The sequence below is a fragment of the Streptomyces sp. NPDC005963 genome, from assembly GCF_040638655.1.
GTDB lineage: Bacteria > Actinomycetota > Actinomycetes > Streptomycetales > Streptomycetaceae > Streptomyces.
In genome coordinates this window covers 46,469-62,001 of the sequence record NZ_JBEXVD010000038.1, presented here as the reverse complement: position 1 = coordinate 62,001, position 15,533 = coordinate 46,469, and the positions used below count along the sequence as shown (strand labels likewise).

At 69.7% G+C, this 15,533-nt stretch carries 14 protein-coding genes; 8 read left to right on the top strand and 6 right to left on the bottom strand.

The genetic code is table 11. The features are described from left to right. The first annotated feature begins 260 nt into the window (after nt 1-260). Entirely contained in the window at nt 261-1,541 is a 1,281-nt protein-coding gene (locus ABZ348_RS32365) for an aldolase/citrate lyase family protein (protein WP_358939178.1), read from the top strand. A 72-nt stretch (nt 1,542-1,613) separates the two neighbouring features. On the opposite strand, the gene ABZ348_RS32360 is transcribed toward ABZ348_RS32365, so the two are convergent. Continuing rightward, nucleotides 1,614-2,597: a LacI family DNA-binding transcriptional regulator gene (locus tag ABZ348_RS32360; protein ID WP_358939176.1), complete on the bottom strand. Its 984-nt coding sequence runs from the start codon at nt 2,595-2,597 to the stop codon at nt 1,614-1,616. 214 nt (nt 2,598-2,811) lie between these two features. Between ABZ348_RS32360 and ABZ348_RS32355 the strand changes: the two genes are divergently transcribed. Next, on the top strand, nt 2,812-3,771 hold the full coding sequence (locus ABZ348_RS32355; protein ID WP_358939175.1) for an ROK family protein: 960 nt from the start codon (nt 2,812-2,814) through the stop codon (nt 3,769-3,771). A gap of 210 nt (nt 3,772-3,981) precedes the next feature. Beyond that, nucleotides 3,982-5,031 carry an NUDIX domain-containing protein gene (locus tag ABZ348_RS32350; RefSeq protein WP_358939173.1) on the top strand — a complete coding sequence of 350 codons (1,050 nt, stop codon included), beginning with the start codon at nt 3,982-3,984 and terminating at the stop codon, nt 5,029-5,031. A gap of 264 nt (nt 5,032-5,295) precedes the next feature. Here ABZ348_RS32350 and ABZ348_RS32345 read toward each other — a convergent pair whose 3' ends face one another. Then, nucleotides 5,296-6,663 (bottom strand): dipeptidase, encoded by a 1,368-nt coding sequence (locus ABZ348_RS32345; RefSeq protein ID WP_358939171.1) that lies wholly within the window; start codon nt 6,661-6,663, stop codon nt 5,296-5,298. A 108-nt stretch (nt 6,664-6,771) separates the two neighbouring features. On the opposite strand from ABZ348_RS32345, the gene ABZ348_RS32340 reads away from it, so the two are divergent. Continuing rightward, the gene (locus tag ABZ348_RS32340) at nt 6,772-8,046 is read left to right on the top strand and encodes a geranylgeranyl reductase family protein (RefSeq protein WP_358939169.1); all 1,275 of its coding nucleotides are present in this window, start codon (nt 6,772-6,774) and stop codon (nt 8,044-8,046) included. Between the two features lie 85 nt (nt 8,047-8,131). Here ABZ348_RS32340 and ABZ348_RS32335 read toward each other — a convergent pair whose 3' ends face one another. Further along, nucleotides 8,132-8,581, bottom strand: a complete 450-nt coding sequence (locus ABZ348_RS32335; RefSeq protein ID WP_358939167.1) for a nitroreductase/quinone reductase family protein — start codon at nt 8,579-8,581, stop codon at nt 8,132-8,134. 222 nt (nt 8,582-8,803) lie between these two features. On the opposite strand from ABZ348_RS32335, the gene ABZ348_RS32330 reads away from it, so the two are divergent. The 3 genes from ABZ348_RS32330 (at nt 8,804) to ABZ348_RS32320 (ending at nt 11,711) form a co-directional block, all read left to right on the top strand. Then, the gene (locus ABZ348_RS32330; protein WP_358939166.1) at nt 8,804-9,613 is read left to right on the top strand and encodes a TetR/AcrR family transcriptional regulator; all 810 of its coding nucleotides are present in this window, start codon (nt 8,804-8,806) and stop codon (nt 9,611-9,613) included. 155 nt (nt 9,614-9,768) lie between these two features. Then, complete coding sequence (locus ABZ348_RS32325; RefSeq protein ID WP_358939164.1) at nt 9,769-11,049, top strand: sensor histidine kinase; 1,281 nt, start codon at nt 9,769-9,771, stop codon at nt 11,047-11,049. Continuing rightward, nucleotides 11,046-11,711 (top strand): response regulator transcription factor, encoded by a 666-nt coding sequence (locus tag ABZ348_RS32320; protein WP_358939162.1) that lies wholly within the window; start codon nt 11,046-11,048, stop codon nt 11,709-11,711. Before ABZ348_RS32325 ends, ABZ348_RS32320 begins: the two co-directional genes overlap by 4 nt. Here ABZ348_RS32320 and ABZ348_RS32315 read toward each other — a convergent pair. The 3 genes from ABZ348_RS32315 to ABZ348_RS32305 all read right to left on the bottom strand — a co-directional run bounded on the left by ABZ348_RS32315 (nt 11,672) and on the right by ABZ348_RS32305 (nt 14,231). Continuing rightward, nucleotides 11,672-11,992, bottom strand: coding sequence for a DUF6332 family protein (locus tag ABZ348_RS32315; protein ID WP_358939160.1), 321 nt, complete (start codon nt 11,990-11,992; stop codon nt 11,672-11,674). The genes ABZ348_RS32320 and ABZ348_RS32315 overlap by 40 nt on opposite strands. Before the next feature lie 184 nt (nt 11,993-12,176). Then, nucleotides 12,177-12,911 (bottom strand): maleylpyruvate isomerase family mycothiol-dependent enzyme, encoded by a 735-nt coding sequence (locus ABZ348_RS32310; protein WP_358939159.1) that lies wholly within the window; start codon nt 12,909-12,911, stop codon nt 12,177-12,179. Nucleotides 12,912-12,983: 72 nt separating this feature from the next. Continuing rightward, entirely contained in the window at nt 12,984-14,231 is a 1,248-nt protein-coding gene (locus ABZ348_RS32305; protein ID WP_358939158.1) for an MFS transporter, read from the bottom strand. A gap of 76 nt (nt 14,232-14,307) precedes the next feature. Between ABZ348_RS32305 and ABZ348_RS32300 the strand changes: the two genes are divergently transcribed. Next, complete coding sequence (locus ABZ348_RS32300; RefSeq protein ID WP_358939157.1) at nt 14,308-15,522, top strand: ROK family protein; 1,215 nt, start codon at nt 14,308-14,310, stop codon at nt 15,520-15,522. Nucleotides 15,523-15,533 lie beyond the last annotated feature (11 nt).

The following is a 15,533-nucleotide window of genomic DNA, read 5'->3' as shown; positions in this document are numbered from 1 at the left end:
ATCTTCGACCTCGCCGACTACGGCATCATCGGCGACCTCTTCACCGTCATCCCCCAACTCACCACCCACATCAACAACCACAAAAACTAACTAAAACAACAGATTGTGAGTCTCCCCCCAGGGTGTAGGGGCGTCTCGATGTGAGGCCCTGGGGGCTTCTGTGGTGGTTCGGTAGTCGATGGGCGTTGACGGGAGTCAAGATCGCCGAGTAGCTTCGCGATACGGATAGGAGATTCCGTTCAACGGAAAGGTCGAGGTCGATGTCAGACGAGAGCCTGCACCAGGCGGTGACGAGCCTCGATGCGGCGGTGTGCCGGGAGATCGGTGCGTCCCTCGGGCCGGTCGACGCCGAGTTGGCCCGGAGGTATCCCGGTGAGTCCGGGACCCGTCAGCCCGTGCACACCGTCTACGTCCCCGCTGATGTCTTCACCGCCGACACCATTCGGTCCTGGGGTGACCAGGCGCTGGCGGCCCTGGACGAACACGCACCGGACGCCGCGTCCTTCGCCGCGGTCCTGGGGCTTTCCGACGAGCTCGCCGAACCGGTCCACGACCGGGTCCGTACACGACTGGAGCGCGAGCCGGTCGATGATCTGCGGGTTGACTTCGAGGACGGCTACGGTCTGCGTTCCGATGCCGAAGAGGACGCCGCTGCCGTGCGCGTGGCCGGGCTGATCTCGGACGCGTACCGGAAAGGCACCGCCGCAGCCCAGATGGGCATTCGGATGAAGTGCCTGGAGGCGTCCGTCCGTGAGCGGGGCATCCGGACGCTCGATGTCTTCCTCACCGCACTGGTGCACTCCGGTGGGCTGCCCGACGGGCTCGTCCTCACCCTTCCGAAGGTCACCTACGCCGAGCAGGTCAGCGCCTTCGTGCGGCTCCTCGACGCCTTCGAGCGCACCCATGCCCTGCCCGAGGGGCGGCTCGCCTTCGAGATCCAGATCGAGACCAGCCAGGCGATCCTGGGCGCGGACGGCACGGCCACCGTCGCCAGGATGATCGATGCTGCGGGCGGACGTGCCACCGGACTGCACTACGGCACCTTCGACTACAGCGCGGGACTTGGGGTCAGCGCCGCCTACCAGGCAAGCGACCACCCTGCTGCCGACCACGCCAAGGCCGTGATGCAGGTGGCCGCGGCCGGAACGGGCGTGCGGGTGTCCGACGGTTCCACCAATGTGCTGCCCGTCGGCCCCACGGCCCAGGTGCACGACGCCTGGCGGCTTCACTACGGACTCACCCGCAGGGCCCTCGCCCGTGCGTACTACCAGGGTTGGGACATGCACCCCGGGCATCTCCCCACGCGTTTCGCGGCCGTCTTCGCCTTCTACCGGGAGGGGTTCGAACAGGCGTCCACCCGTCTCGCGGCCTACGTCGACCGGATCGGCGGCGATGTGATGGACGAACCGGCCACCGCGAAGGCGCTCAGTGCCTACCTCCTGCGCGGGATCGACTGCGGGGCTCTGGACCCGGCCGAGGTCATGCGCCTCACCGGGCTCTCGCGCGTCGAACTCGACGGGTTCGCCGTACGAGGGTTCTGAGCGGACCGGGGGCCGCTGAGGGGGTAATCGTCCGCTCGGGGCATGGAAGGGCGCGACGCCTGGTGGTGCGGATCAGGCTGCGTCGGGAGGGAGTTCGCCCGAGCCTCGGGGTATGAGCGCGGTCCTCAGCGTCACCTGGGTGGGTGTGTCGTCGGCGCCGTCCAAGCGTCGGAACAACCGCTCCGCTGCGGTGCGCCCCAACGCCGCCGCGTCCTGGGCGATCACGGTGATGCCCAGGAGGTCCGCCAACTCGATGTCGTCAAAGCCGACCAGGGCGATCCGGCGCTGTTGGTCCGCGAGGGTCCGCACGGCGGTCACCGTCACCCGGTTGTTCCCGGCGAACAGTGCAGTGACCGGCTCCGGTCCGGTCAACATCCCCTCGACGGCACCGCGCACCACATCGGGCGCGGTGGAACCGAGCGTCATCCAGGAGTCCGACACGGGCAGACCTGCGTCCTCCATGGCCGCCCGGTAGCCGCGCAGCCTTTCGGTGGCCGTGTGGATGCGCGGTTGGTCGCCGACGAAGCCGATGCGGCGATGGCCGTGGGCGATGAGGTGGGCCACACCGGTCCGAGCGCCGCCGTAGCTGTCGGAGAGGACGACGTCCGCGTCGATCTGCCCGGCGGGACGGTCGACGAACACCGTGGCCACGCCCGCCTTGATCTCGGGTTCCAAGTAGCGGTGGTCGTGGCCCGCGGGGATCACGATCAAACCGTCCACCCGCCGAGCGCAGAGGGCCAACGCCAACTCCTGCTCCCGTTCCGGGTCTTCGGCGCTCGATCCATTGATGAGCAGGGCGCCGTGTGCTCTTGCCACTTCCTCCACCGCACGGCTCAGGGGGCCGTAGAAGGGGTCGGCCAAGTCCTCAAGTACCAGACCGATGGAGGCGGTTCGACCTTTGCGCAGGACACGGGCGCTGTCATTGCGTCGGAACCCCAGGGAATCGATGGCCTCCTGCACCCGACGCTCGGTCTCCACGGTGACCCCGGGCTCGCCGTTCACTACGCGCGACACGGTCTTCAGACCGACTCCTGCACGCGCAGCGACGTCCTTCATCGTGGGCCGAATGCCGTAGCGCGGCTCAGGTGATCGGGTCCGTCCTGGCACACGCGAAAAACGATCGGTACCGGCCACAGTGTGTAGTCCTGTCGTCATACGGTATGTGTGAAGGTGCAGCGGGTCGAGCATAGGGCCTGGACAACGTTGTCAGGGGCACGGAAACTAATCCCACGCCGTACGTCCGACCAGTTCACCGGGGGATGCCACGCAGATGCATACCGACCTTGTCGTCGCGCTGGACATAGGTGGTACCAAGATCGCCGGAGCGTTGGTGGACGGTGGGGGCCGTCTGCTGGTGAGGGTGCAACGTCCCACTCCGGCCCAGGAGGACGCGGAGACGGTGATGAAGACCGTCGAAGCGGTCCTGCACGAACTCGCGCGCTCCCCGCTCTGGGCGCGCTCGACAGCGGTCGGCATCGGCAGCGCGGGGCCGGTGGACGCGCTGGCCGGTACCGTCAGCCCGGTCAACGTGCCGGCATGGCGGGACTTTCCCCTGGTGTCACGGGTTGGGCGGGTCACCGGTGGACTGCCCGTCCAACTCGTGGGCGACGGGGTGGCGATGACGGCCGCGGAACACTGGCAGGGTGCTGCCCGCGGCCATGCCAACGCGCTGTGCATGGTGGTCTCCACGGGAGTCGGCGGGGGACTGGTCCTCGACGGCAGGCTGCATCCCGGGCCGACCGGCAACGCCGGACACATCGGGCACATCAGTGTGGACCTGGACGGCGATCTCTGTCCCTGTGGCGCACGCGGTTGTGTGGAACGCATCGCCAGCGGTCCCAACATCGCCCGGCGCGCGTTGGAGGCCGGCTGGCAGCCGCGCGCCGACGGCGATCGTTCCGCCGCCGCGGTGGCAGCGGCTGCCCGGGCCGGCGACCCGGTCGCCGTCGCCTCCTTCGTACGAGCGGCACAGGCCCTCGCTGCGGCGATAGCCGCCACGGCGACACTCGTCGAGATCGACATCGCCGTGGTGGGCGGGGGAGTGGCCGGCGCCGGCGATGTCCTGTTCACACCGCTGCGCTACGCCCTCCGCGACTACGCCACCCTGCGTTTCGTCCAGCGGCTCACCGTCGCACCCGCCTTGACGGGTGCCGACGCCGGTCTCGTAGGGGCCGCAGCCGCCGCCGGGCTGGGCAGCCGAGGTGGCACGGCGGCGATCATCGGGGCTTGACGACGACCCCATGGGGAAGGCGTTCGCCGTGTGGCGGGGCGAACATCGGGGGAGGACCGGAGGACAACTGCTCCGAGGGCCCGTGACCGGCCGCTCCACCGGTTCCCAGCAGCCGATGGGCCGGTCGGCGCGGGCGTCCGGTATCTGCCCGGGGTTTCCGTGGCAGGGTGTTCCGGGCAATCGACTTAGGGCTATCCAAGAGGGGGAACCGTGATCGTTTGGATCAACGGTGCGTTCGGAGCGGGCAAGACCACCGCCGCACGCGAACTGATCGATCTGATCCCGAACAGCACGTTGTACGACCCCGAGCTCATCGGCGCTCAACTGCGTCTGCTCCTGCCCCCCAAGCGGCTCGCCGAAGTGAGTGACTACCAGGACCTGCCGATCTGGCGCAGGTTGGTCGTCGACACCGCAGCGGCCCTGTTGGCGGAAGTGGGTGGCGTGTTGGTGGTGCCGATGACATTGCTCCGTCAGGAGTACCGGGATGAGATCTTCGGCGCGCTCGCCTCGCGCAGGATCCCCGTACGACATCTGCTGGTACGACCAGATGAAACGATCCTGCGCAGGCGTATCGCGGAGCGCCCCGAGCCGGTCGGACCACAGTCCGGAGGTGGGAGCGGCTCGGAAACCAACGGCCGGCAGTGGGCGTACGACCACATCGAGCCCTATCTCGCCGCCCTGGAATGGATCACCGCGGAAGCACTCGTCGTCGACACCGGCGAACTGACCCCCCGGGAGGTCGCCGTGCGGATCGCGGACGCGGTGCGCACCGGGGAGGCGCCTCCCTGCGAGATCGTGCAGAGCGATCCGCCCGCCGCAGAGACGCTGGCCGCCGGGGTGTTGCTCTTCGACGAGGAGGGGCGAGTGCTGCTCGTCGATCCCACCTACAAACCCGGCTGGGAGTTCCCCGGCGGGGTCGTGGAGCGCGGAGAGGCGCCCGCCCAGGCGGGAATGCGCGAGGTCGCAGAAGAACTCGGCATCGAACTCGACCGGCTTCCGGGGTTGTTGGTCGTCGACTGGGAACCCCCGGCGCCACCTCGCTACGGCGGTCTGCGGTTGCTGTTCGACGGGGGACGACTCCCCGCCGAAGCCGCTCGACGCATCCGCTTGCCGGACGCGGAGTTGAGAGCCTTCCGCTTCGTGGCGGAGCAGGAAGCCGAGCGCCTGCTGTCACCCCGGCGGTACGAGCGGCTTCGTTGGGCGCTGCGAGCCCGTGAACGCGGTACGCCGATCTACTTGGAGGAGGCCGCACCTCTCTAGGACGGCTCCGAGCCGGGAGCCGGGACGCCCCTCACGCCGTCGGGGAGGTGCTCCCGCACCGGTAGGAGCGCATGGGCGGGCCGGCCCGTGGAGATTGGCGACCGGCCGGTCCGCGCGGTTCTCCGGCCTCGCAGGACGGTGACCACCGACGGTCCCGGCCCCTCCGTTCCTTGGGGGAGGGAGGAGCCGGGACCGTACGGGGAGAACACAATGCGTGGCCCGAAGGCCGGCGCACGGGCTGTCCCCAGTCGGCTGGCGAACAGCTCAGGACGTGGGCTGACTCGCCGCGTAGTTGCGCAGGAACAGTGCCTCCGTGACGGAGAGCCGTTCCAACTCCTCCGGGGAGACCGACTCGTTCACCGCATGGATCTGCGCCTCCGGCTCGCTCAACCCGATCAGGACCATCTCCGCCTGGGGATACAGCACCGCGAGCGTGTTGCAGAGCGGGATCGAGCCGCCCATGCCGGCGGACTGCATCTCCTGGCCCGGGTAGGCGATCCGCATCGCATCGGCCATCGCCGCATAGGCGGGGCTGGTCGTGTCGGCCTGGAACGGCTCCCCCTGGCCCACCTGTTCCACCGATACGCGCGCACCCCACGGAGTGTGCGCCTCCAGGTGCTTCAGCAGCAGTTCGGTCACCTCGCCCGAGCGCTGGCCCGGCGGCACCCGCAGGCTCACCAGGGCGCGTGCGCTCGCCTGTACGGAAGGAGTCGCCCCGACCACCGGTGGACAGTCGATGCCCAGTACGGTGACCGCCGGCCGGGCCCAGATGCGGTCCGCGACCGAACCCGAGCCGATCAGCTCGACCCCTTCGAGCACCTTGGCGTCCCGACGGAAGTCCTCCTCCGGGTACTGGATCCCCTGCCAGGTGCCACCGCCGTCGAGACCGTCCACAACGGTGGAACCGTCCTCGGCGCGCAGGGAGTCGAGGACACGGATCAGTGCGGCCAGGGCATCGGGCGCCGCACCGCCGAACTGCCCCGAGTGGAGGTTGCCTTCGAGCGTGTCGATGTGGACGCGCACCATCGTCATTCCGCGCAGGGTCGCCGTCACCGTCGGCACACCGGCCCGGAAGTTGCCGGAGTCCCCGATGACGATGGAATCGGCGCGCAGGAGGTCCGGGTGGGCTTCGGCATACCGCTCCAGACCGCCCGTGCCCTGCTCCTCGGAGCCTTCGACGATCACCTTGACCCCGACGGGCACTCCACCGTTCGCCTTGAGCGCCCGCAGCGCGAGGAGATGCATGATGAAGCCGCCCTTGCAGTCCGCGGCGCCCCGGCCGTACCAACGGCCGTCGCGTTCGGTGAGCTCGAACGGCGGACTGACCCACGACTCCAGATCCAAGGGGGGCTGTACGTCGTAGTGGGCGTACAGCAGAACGGTCGGCGCGCCCTGGGGCCCGGGCAGGAATCCGTACACGGACTGGGTGCCGTCCGGAGTGTCGAGGAGTGCGACGTCCTGGAAGCCCTCGGCGCGCAACGCGTCCGCGCACCAGGTGGCGGCGGCTTCGCACTCGCTCCGGGGGAACTGAGCCGGATCCGCAACCGATCGGAAGGCCACCAGCTCCGCCAGCTCCGCCCTGGCTGCGGGGAGCAGGGCGCTGATGGTCTCGGCAATCGGATCGGCAGTCATGGGCACGCTCCTCGTGGGTGCGACGTTATGAGTGTGTGTACGGCGAATGTGCGGTCGATCCTCCCACAGCGATGCGGGACGAACGCGCCGTAGGATGCCGTCAAGAGCATGGGGCACGCGTCGGATCGGGAGCAGAAGCACATCGTGAGCAGCGAGAACGGCGGCACCGGGGCAGAGGCGGAAGCACAGGGGCACGACGGCCCGGTATGGGACGTCGTGGTCGTCGGCGCTGGGCCCGCCGGGGCGTCAGCGGCGTACGCGGCGGCCGTGGCGGGCCGTCAGGTGCTCCTGTTGGAGAAGGCCGAACTCCCGCGGTACAAGACATGCGGCGGCGGCATCATCGGCCCGTCGAGAGACAGCCTGCCACCCGGATTCGAACTCCCGTTCCGTGACCGTGTGCATGCCGTCACCTTCTCTTTGAACGGCCGGCTCACCCGCACCCGCCGTTCGAAGAAGATGCTCTTCGGGCTGATCAACCGTCCGGAGTTCGATGCCCAGCTCGTCGAGCACGCACAGAAGGCCGGGGCCGAACTGCGGACCGGGGTCACGGTCTCGCGCGTCGAACAACACGGGCCCGCCGTGCCGGACCGGCGCACGGTCGCCGTGGTCACGTCGGACGGCGAGACCGTCCTCGCCCGGGCCGTCGTCGGCGCGGACGGGAGCGCCAGCCGGATAGGAGCCCATGTCGGGGTCAAGCTCGACCAGGTCGACCTCGGCTTGGAGGCTGAGATTCCGGTCCCTGATTCCGTTGCCGAGGACTGGGCGGGCCGGGTGCTCATCGACTGGGGTCCGATGCCGGGCAGTTACGGCTGGGTCTTCCCCAAGGGCAAGACGCTGACGGTCGGCGTGATCTCCGCCCGAGGTGAGGGCGCGGCAACCAAGCGCTATCTGGAGGACTTCATCGCCCGGCTCGGGCTCGCCGGCTTCGAACCTGCGATCTCCTCCGGGCATCTGACCCGCTGTCGCAGCGATGACTCGCCGCTGTCGCGCGGTCGGGTCCTGGTGTGTGGGGACGCAGCGGGGCTGCTGGAGCCCTGGACTCGGGAAGGGATCTCCTTCGCGCTACGTTCGGGCCGGCTCGCGGGGGAGTGGGCCGTCCGCATCTCCGAGTCCCACGATGCCGTGGACGCCCGTCGGCAGGCGCTGAACTACGCCTTCGCCATCAAGGCGGGTCTGGGAGTCGAGATGGCGGTCGGGCGCCGGCTGCTCGGTGTGTTCGAGCGCCGCCCGGGTTTCATCCATGCCGTGATCACCGGACTGCGGCCGGCGTGGCGCGTCTTCGCCGACATCACGCGCGGTTCAACGACCCTGGCCGGCATCGTGCGCACCAGCGGTGTGGCGCGGCGGGCGTTGGAGACCCTGGACCGTCGTACGCAGGGCTGAGATCAGTGGGTGGGGCGTGGGCATCGCCGGTGTGAGGGCGGTGGAGCGGCGTTCGAAGTGGGGCCTTCGCCCATTGGGACGCCGCTCATCGGGTGATCGTGATCCGGAAGACCGGGTGCCGATGGGCGGCCGAGAGCAGTTCGGCGTCGGACGACTTCGCGTTCACCTCGCCGAAGAACCGGCCGACCTCCCAGCCCCAGCGCTCCAGATAGGTGCGCAGCACGACGGGCTTCTCCTCGTCCGCGAGTTCGACGGCTGAGAACTGCTGGACCTTCCGCCCCACCTTGAGCCGTCCCCCTCCCGCCGACCGCATGTTGCGCACCCAATGGGACTCTCCGCGGGCGGACACGAGGTAGGGGCCTCCTTCGTAAGGGAGGGGGTTCACCGGAACGCTTCGCCACTCGCCGCTCGTGCGCCCCCGTACGGACAACTCGGCGGTGCCCATCAGGCTGATGCCGCGGCGGGCTAGCCAGGCGATCGCCTTGTTCATGACGGTGTCGATGCGGTTGGGCTTGATGTAGTGACGCTGCGTCATGAGAACTCCTTGAGTGAGGTGAACGGTGCGAGCCATGTGAACGATGTATCGGGAGCGACGAGGTGGGCCGGTGGCCATGAACCGACTCTGACCCACACGGTTAGGGATGCGCTTGCGAGAGCGGTGCTCTCTCTTGAGAGCAGTGTGCACGGATCTTCGATCCAAAGCAAGAGCAGTGCTCTCGTTATTGGTCACTGCTCCGAATCATGAAAGACTCCACCCATGACCAAGATCCGAGGGGCCAGGGAACGAGCCCGCATCGAAGTCACCGCGGCCATCAAGGACGAGGCCCGGAGGCAGTTGGCGGCTGACGGGGCGGCGAAGCTCTCGCTGCGGGCGGTCGCCCGTGAGCTCGGCATGGTCTCCTCGGCCCTCTACCGCTACTTCCCCAGCCGTGACGAACTGCTGACGGCCCTGATCGTGGACGCATATGAAGCCGTCGGCGCGGCTGCGGAGTCGGCCATCGCCCCACCGGCCACCTCCGACTCCTCCCACTCCTTTGTGTCTCTGCAACACGCACCCGATCAGGCCACAACACCCGATCAGGCCGCAGCAACCGATGGCACCGCCACGACCGATCACCGTGCCCGTTGGATCGCGCTCTGCTCGGCGGTTCGCGGGTGGGCGCTCGCCCATCCCCATGAGTACGCCTTGATCTACGGTTCCCCGGTACCCGGTTATGCCGCACCCCACGACACCGTCGTTCCCGCCTCCCGGGTGGGGGCCGCCATGATCTCCGTCGCCCGAGATGCACACCGCATGCGTGGCCTGGCGCTGCCCCCGCTCGACGACGCATTGCACGACGAGGCCCGACGGCTCGCCGACCGGTTCGCGCCCGACCTCCCGCCGTCCGTCGCGGTGGCGCTGATCGCGGCCTGGTCGCAGGTCTTCGGGCTGATCTCCTTCGAACTCTTCGGCCAGTTCCACCGGGTGGTGGAGGAGCGTGACGCCTTCTTCACCCAGGCCGTGGGACGCCTCGCCGACGGGGTCGGCCTCCCCGGCCCCCCATCCGTGCGCGAGGCTCAGCGCTGACCTTTGTCACTCGGTGCTGACCTCTGTCACTCGGCGGAGGAAGGAACTCGGCGCCGGCGATCCGTGCGACGTCGTCCGCGTACTGCGTGGGGAGTATCCGAGAGCACCACGTGGAGCGGACGCCAGGCCGGCGGCCCCGGTCTAGCGTTGCCGTCATGGAACACCCGCGCTCCCGCCACCGTTGCCGTGCCCCCTGGGCGGAGGGCGACCCGCCCGAGGCGCAGGAGTCCGAAGGGGTGGGCTCGCCCGTGCTGCGCGTGTGGGAGGCCAGACGTTGCGCCGGAGCCGTTCCCTGGCCGTCCACCCTGGTCGTCACCGTCTTCGTCCTGATCGGAACCGCCTTCGCGGCGAAGGGCCAGGACCGTTCGCCGTTGGACGCGACCGGTGCCGCACTGCTGCTGGTGGGCCCCGCCCTCCTGCTGCTGCGCAATCGCTGGCCCGTGGTCTGTGTGGTCGGCGTCGCCGCTGCAACGCTGGTCTACCTCGGTGCGGGCTACGCGTACGGTCCCGTCTTCGTCCCCCTGGCCGTTGCGGTCTTCGCCGCGGTCGTCTCCGGTCACAGAGCGGCGGCCTGGTGGGCGCTCGGCGGGTTCTGGTCGGGCAGTCTGCTGCTCGCCCACTGGCTCTACCACTATCTACCGCCGTCTGATGACGGCAGCGCCCCCTGGGGGCGCGAGGTCGCCTTCGCCGCATGGATCGCGGCGGTCCTCGCCGCATCCGAGTTGGTACGGGTACGGGGAGAGGCGCTCGCCCGGGCACGTGCCGAGCGTGCCCGCGCGGAGCAGCGCCGGGCCGACGAGGAGAGGCTGCGCATCGCCCGCGAACTCCACGATGTGCTCGCCCACTCCATCTCGGTCATCAACGTCCAGGCGGGAGTGGGCCTCGCCCTCCTCGACAGCGACCCCGAGCAGGCACGGACCGCGCTCACCACCATCAAGGCGGCGAGCAAGGAGGCCTTGGGAGACGTACGTCAGGTGTTGGACCGGCTGCGGACGCCCGGCAGTGCGCCGCGGGCCCCGGCCCCCGGCCTCGGCCGACTCTCCGAACTCGCCGAACAGGCGGCTCGCGCGGGTCTGCATGTCAGCGTGGAGACCGAGGGCGACGCCGTACCGCTGCCGCCGGGGACGGATCTGGCGGCCTTCCGCATCGTCCAGGAGGCGTTGACCAATGTCGTACGCCACTCCGGCTCACGCGTGGCACGCGTGCACATCGTCCACGGCGAGGCCCGACTCGTCCTGAGGATCGACGACGACGGGCCGGCCACGGGCACGGACGCCGGAGGCAGCGGCAACGGGCTCGCCGGGATGAGGGAGAGGGCTGCCGCACTGGGTGGGACCATCGACGCGGAGCAGCGCACCGACGGCGGCTTCCGCGTGGTGGCCGATCTGCCGTTGCGTTCCGGGACGACGGGTTCGAACGATGGGGAGGCACGGTGATCCGCGTACTGCTGGTCGACGACCAACTGTTGGTGCGTGCGGGATTCCGGGCGTTGTTGGACGCCCAGCCCGACATCTCCGTGGCCGGTGAGGCCGCGGACGGCCAGACGGCCGTGCGCCTGGTGCACGAACTGCGCCCTGACGTGGTCTTGATGGACATCCGGATGCCCGTGTGCGACGGACTCGCCGCCACCCGGCAGATCACCGCTGACGAACGGCTGAGCGAGGTCAAGGTCGTGATGCTGACGACCTTCGAGCTCGACGAGTACGTGTTCGAAGCGATCCGCTCGGGGGCTTCGGGCTTCCTGGTCAAGGACACCGAGCCCGAGGAGTTGTTGCGTGCGGTCCGTGCCGTGGTGGCGGGCGACGCACTCCTGTCGCCCGGAGTGACCCGCCGGCTGATCGCCGAGTTCGCCGCCCGTTCCAAGGCGCCCACGGACGCCGAAGGGCTGGCCGAACTGACCGAGCGCGAGCGCGAAGTCATGGCCCTGGTGGGAATCGGCCTCTCGAACGAGGAGATCGCCCGTCGGCTCGTCGTCTCACCGCTGACGGCGAAGACCCATGTCAGCCGCACGATGGTGAAGCTGGGGGCCCGCGATCGGGCGCAGTTGGTGGTCCTCGCCTACGAGTCGGGCCTGGTGCGGCCCGGTTGGTTGGGCTGACCCGGCGATCGACTTTCGCGCTGCGTCCTGCCGAACCGCCGGAGCACGGTCACCACCCGGACGACGAAGACCAGGGCGGCGCCCCCGGACGCCAGGAGGAGCAGCCCCCGTTCGACGACGTACGGCGCGCTGAACGCCACTTTTGGTGCTGCGACGGCACCGAACACCACGGCGGCGGCGAAAGCGGCACTGAGCAGCGCGTAGCCGATCTCGATGGTGATCGCGTCCCGGTCTGCCGCTGTGCGCCGCGCCATGTGGTCCGGTGGTGGTTGTTCCCCCATGGCCCCAGTGTCGTACGGGGGCGACCGACGGACAAGGAACCCACCGGACACCCGTCGACGCGGTGACGGGACGCCACCGCCCTGCCTGCGTGATCGGTGACCCCGAACTCCCTCCTGGGAATCCTGGACCGCCGATGTGCAGGCCGCCGAGCCGTACCACAGCGTCCAGCGGGTGCGGTGGGTGTCAGACCGCCGACGTCCTGCGCCACAACAGCGCCACCTCGGGATCCCCCTTGAGGGTGAGCGTGCTCAGGGGCAGCCGGTTCCACAGCGCCAGATAGAGCTGCTGGGCGGTGCCGATCAACTCGCAGTCCGCCGGGCCCTGCGCGTTCCTGACCGTCGAGGGAACGTCGGTGGAGATCTGCATCGTCCACACGTCGTCGGTGTCGGTGGTGCGTGCGCGAAGGCGCAGCGGTGCATCGGAGCGCACCCGGCTCCTGGCGCGTGCGTGGAATCCGGTCAACAACTCGTCGACGCCGTCCGCGGCGAACTCGGCCGCCACCGGGCCGGGGGCACCCCCCAACGCCGACTCCGCGTCCACCCGGTGGATCGCCGTCTCGTGGGCCTGTCGTCGCGCCCAGAACGCTAGCGGTGACGGAGCCGGCAAGAAGGCCCAGCACTCGACTTCCTGGTCCGCGGTGACCAGGGCGTCCACGAGTGCCTCATGCCCTTCGAGGAACCAGACGAGCAGGTCATCCCCGTCCAGCGCCTGCTCCTGGACCAGCGGCCGGAACGCGGTGTGCCGCTCCATCAGGAACGCCGTCGCCCAACGGTGCACCGCGCCTGTGTGGCGCAGGACGTCCCGCACCTGCCACTCGGGGCAGGTCGGTACGGGAGCCTCCGGGCCGGCCGTACGGGCTGCGATGGCGAGCGCCCGGCCGTCCTGAACGAGCGACGTGATGTGTTCTGCCGTCTTCATGGCGCGATTCTGCCATCGGGCGCCCGTGCGGACCGTCTGCCCGATGCGGTCATGTGATTGCATCGGGCCAGATCAGCGGCTGGACACCGGCACCGGGCGGCTCCTTCGGGCCGGGCCGGACGATCGGCGAGCCGTGTATCCGATGAGTGCCGCGACCGCGCAGGCAGCCGCGACCGTGGTGAGGGCCACGGGGAGCGAGAACCAGTCGGTGACGAAACCGATCACGGGCGGTCCCAACAACATGCCCGTGTACCCGAGCGTCGACGTGGCCGCGACTCCCGCCGGACCCGCGATCGCACCCGCCCGGGCCACGGCGACGGGGAAGACGTTCGCCAGACCGAGGCCCGCCACGGCGAAGCCCGTCAACGCCCATGCCACGGTCGGTGCCCATGCGCTCAACAACATGCCGAGTGCCGCCGTGGTGCCGCTGGCGATCAGAGTGGGAGTGGGGCCGAATCGTTCCAGCAGAAGGGTTCCGGACAGTCTGCCCACCGTCATGGTGGCGGCGAAGAGGGAGTATCCGAGTGCCGCGACGCCGGGCGACGCACCGAGCCCCTGTTCCAGATGGAGCGCGCCCCAGTCGGCCATCGCTCCTTCCCCGTACGCCGTGCAGAGCGCGATCGCGCCGCAGAGCAGGACGAGTCGGCGCGTACCACCCGTCAGACGCCCGGGGGCGGAGGTGCGCTCGGTCCGTGTGGGTGCCGGTAGGCGGTGGCGCAGGAGGACCGGACCTGCGCAGGCGGTGGTGGTCAGCCCCACCAGGGCGAGCAGGGTCAGATGGACGGTGGGGGAGAGGCCACCGGCGAGGAGTGCGCCGAGTCCGGCACCGACCATCCCGCCGACGCTGAACGCGCCGTGGAAGACGGGCATGAGCGGACGGCGTTGGGCGGCGGCCAGATCGACTGCCGCACTGTTCAAGGCGACGCTCAGTGCTCCGTAGGGCCCGCCGAACAGCAGGAGCACCAGGCCGAGCGTGAGCGCCGAGTGCATCAGCGGGGGGAGGGTGATGCTCAAGGACATCAGGGCAGCGCTGGTGACGATGACGGGCGCATTGCCGAAGCGTCGGCAGAGCCGTCCGGTGACGGACATGGTCACGATGCCACCCGCGGACACTCCCAGCAGGGCGAGTCCTAGTGCGCTTGGTGAGGCTCCTGTCTGTTCCTTGATCGCCGGGATGCGGACGACCCAGCCGGCGAAGAGGAACCCGTCCACGACGAAGAACACGGTCAGTGCGGTGCGAAGGCGGGTCAGGGAGGAGGCCACGGTGTCCCCGTGCGATCCCCCCGGAACGGCCGACTTGAGTTTGTTTAGTTGCGGCACAAAGTGAGTGTAGAGGGAGGGGCGCGATCCGGACAAGCCGGCTGCACACCCCGCGGACCATGGGAGACTCGCCCCCATGAACGGCAAGGTGACGAACGCCAGGACGAAGTTGGAACGGGGCCGCGGCGTACTCGGCCCCGCCCTGGAACTGGTTCACACGGGCCGGGCCCCCACCCGATCCGTCCTCACTGCCGAACTCGGTGTCACACGCGCCACCGCGGGTGCCGTGGCCGCCGAGTTGGAAGCGCTCGGTCTCATCCGTGTCGACTCCCGACCCGCGGCGGCGGCCGGCTCCCAGGGCAGACCGTCGCACCGGCTCTCGGTCGACGACTCGGGTCCGGTCGTCCTCGCCGCCCAGGTCCACGCCGACGGCTTCAGGGCCGCGCTGGTGGGGCTCGGTGGTCGCATCGTCGCCACCGCCCCCGGATGCGTCACCGTCTCCTCCGACCCCGCACAGGTGCTCGGCGCCGTCGTCGCCGCGGGCGCGAGCCTATGGCGCGACAGTGGAAGGCGATGCGTGGGCGCAGGTCTCGCCGTCCCGTCCGCGGTCGCCGAGCCCGAGGGCACCGCACTCAACCCCCTGCACATCGCCTGGCCCGCCGGTGCACCCGTACGGGACATCTTCACCGAGCAGGTCCGGGCGGCGGGCATCACCGGACCCGCCTTCACCGCCAATGACATCAACCTCACCGCTCTCGCCGAACACCGCCATGGCGCCGGTCGTGGAGCCCACCACCTGCTCTGCGTCGCCACGGGCCACCGCGGTGCCGGCGGGGCGCTCGTCCTCGACGGACGCCTCCACACGGGCAGTTCGGGTCTGGCCCTCGAAGTCGGCCATCTCATCGTCAACCCCGAGGGGCGGCCCTGTCATTGCGGAAGCCGCGGTTGCCTCGATGTCGAGACCGACCCGATGGCCTTCCTCAGCGCGGCCGGTCGGGCACCCGGCCCGGAGGTCGGCCTGTTGCACCAATGCAGGGAACTGTTGCGCTCCGAGTACCACGACCCCACGGTCCGCGCTGCGGCCGACGCCCTGATCGACCGCCTCGGCCTCGGACTCGCGGGATTGGTCAACATCCTCAATCCCGACCGCATCATCCTGGGGGGACTCCACCGCGAACTCCTGTACGCGGACCCGGACCGACTGCGGCAAGTGGTCGCCGACCGCAGCCTGTGGGGGCGCAGCGGTGGGGTTCCGATCCTCGCCTGCACCCTCGATCACAACACCTTGGTGGGTGCGGCGGAGTTGGCCTGGCAGCCCGTGCTGGACGACCCGCTCGGTGCCCTCGTCTGACGCGATTGACG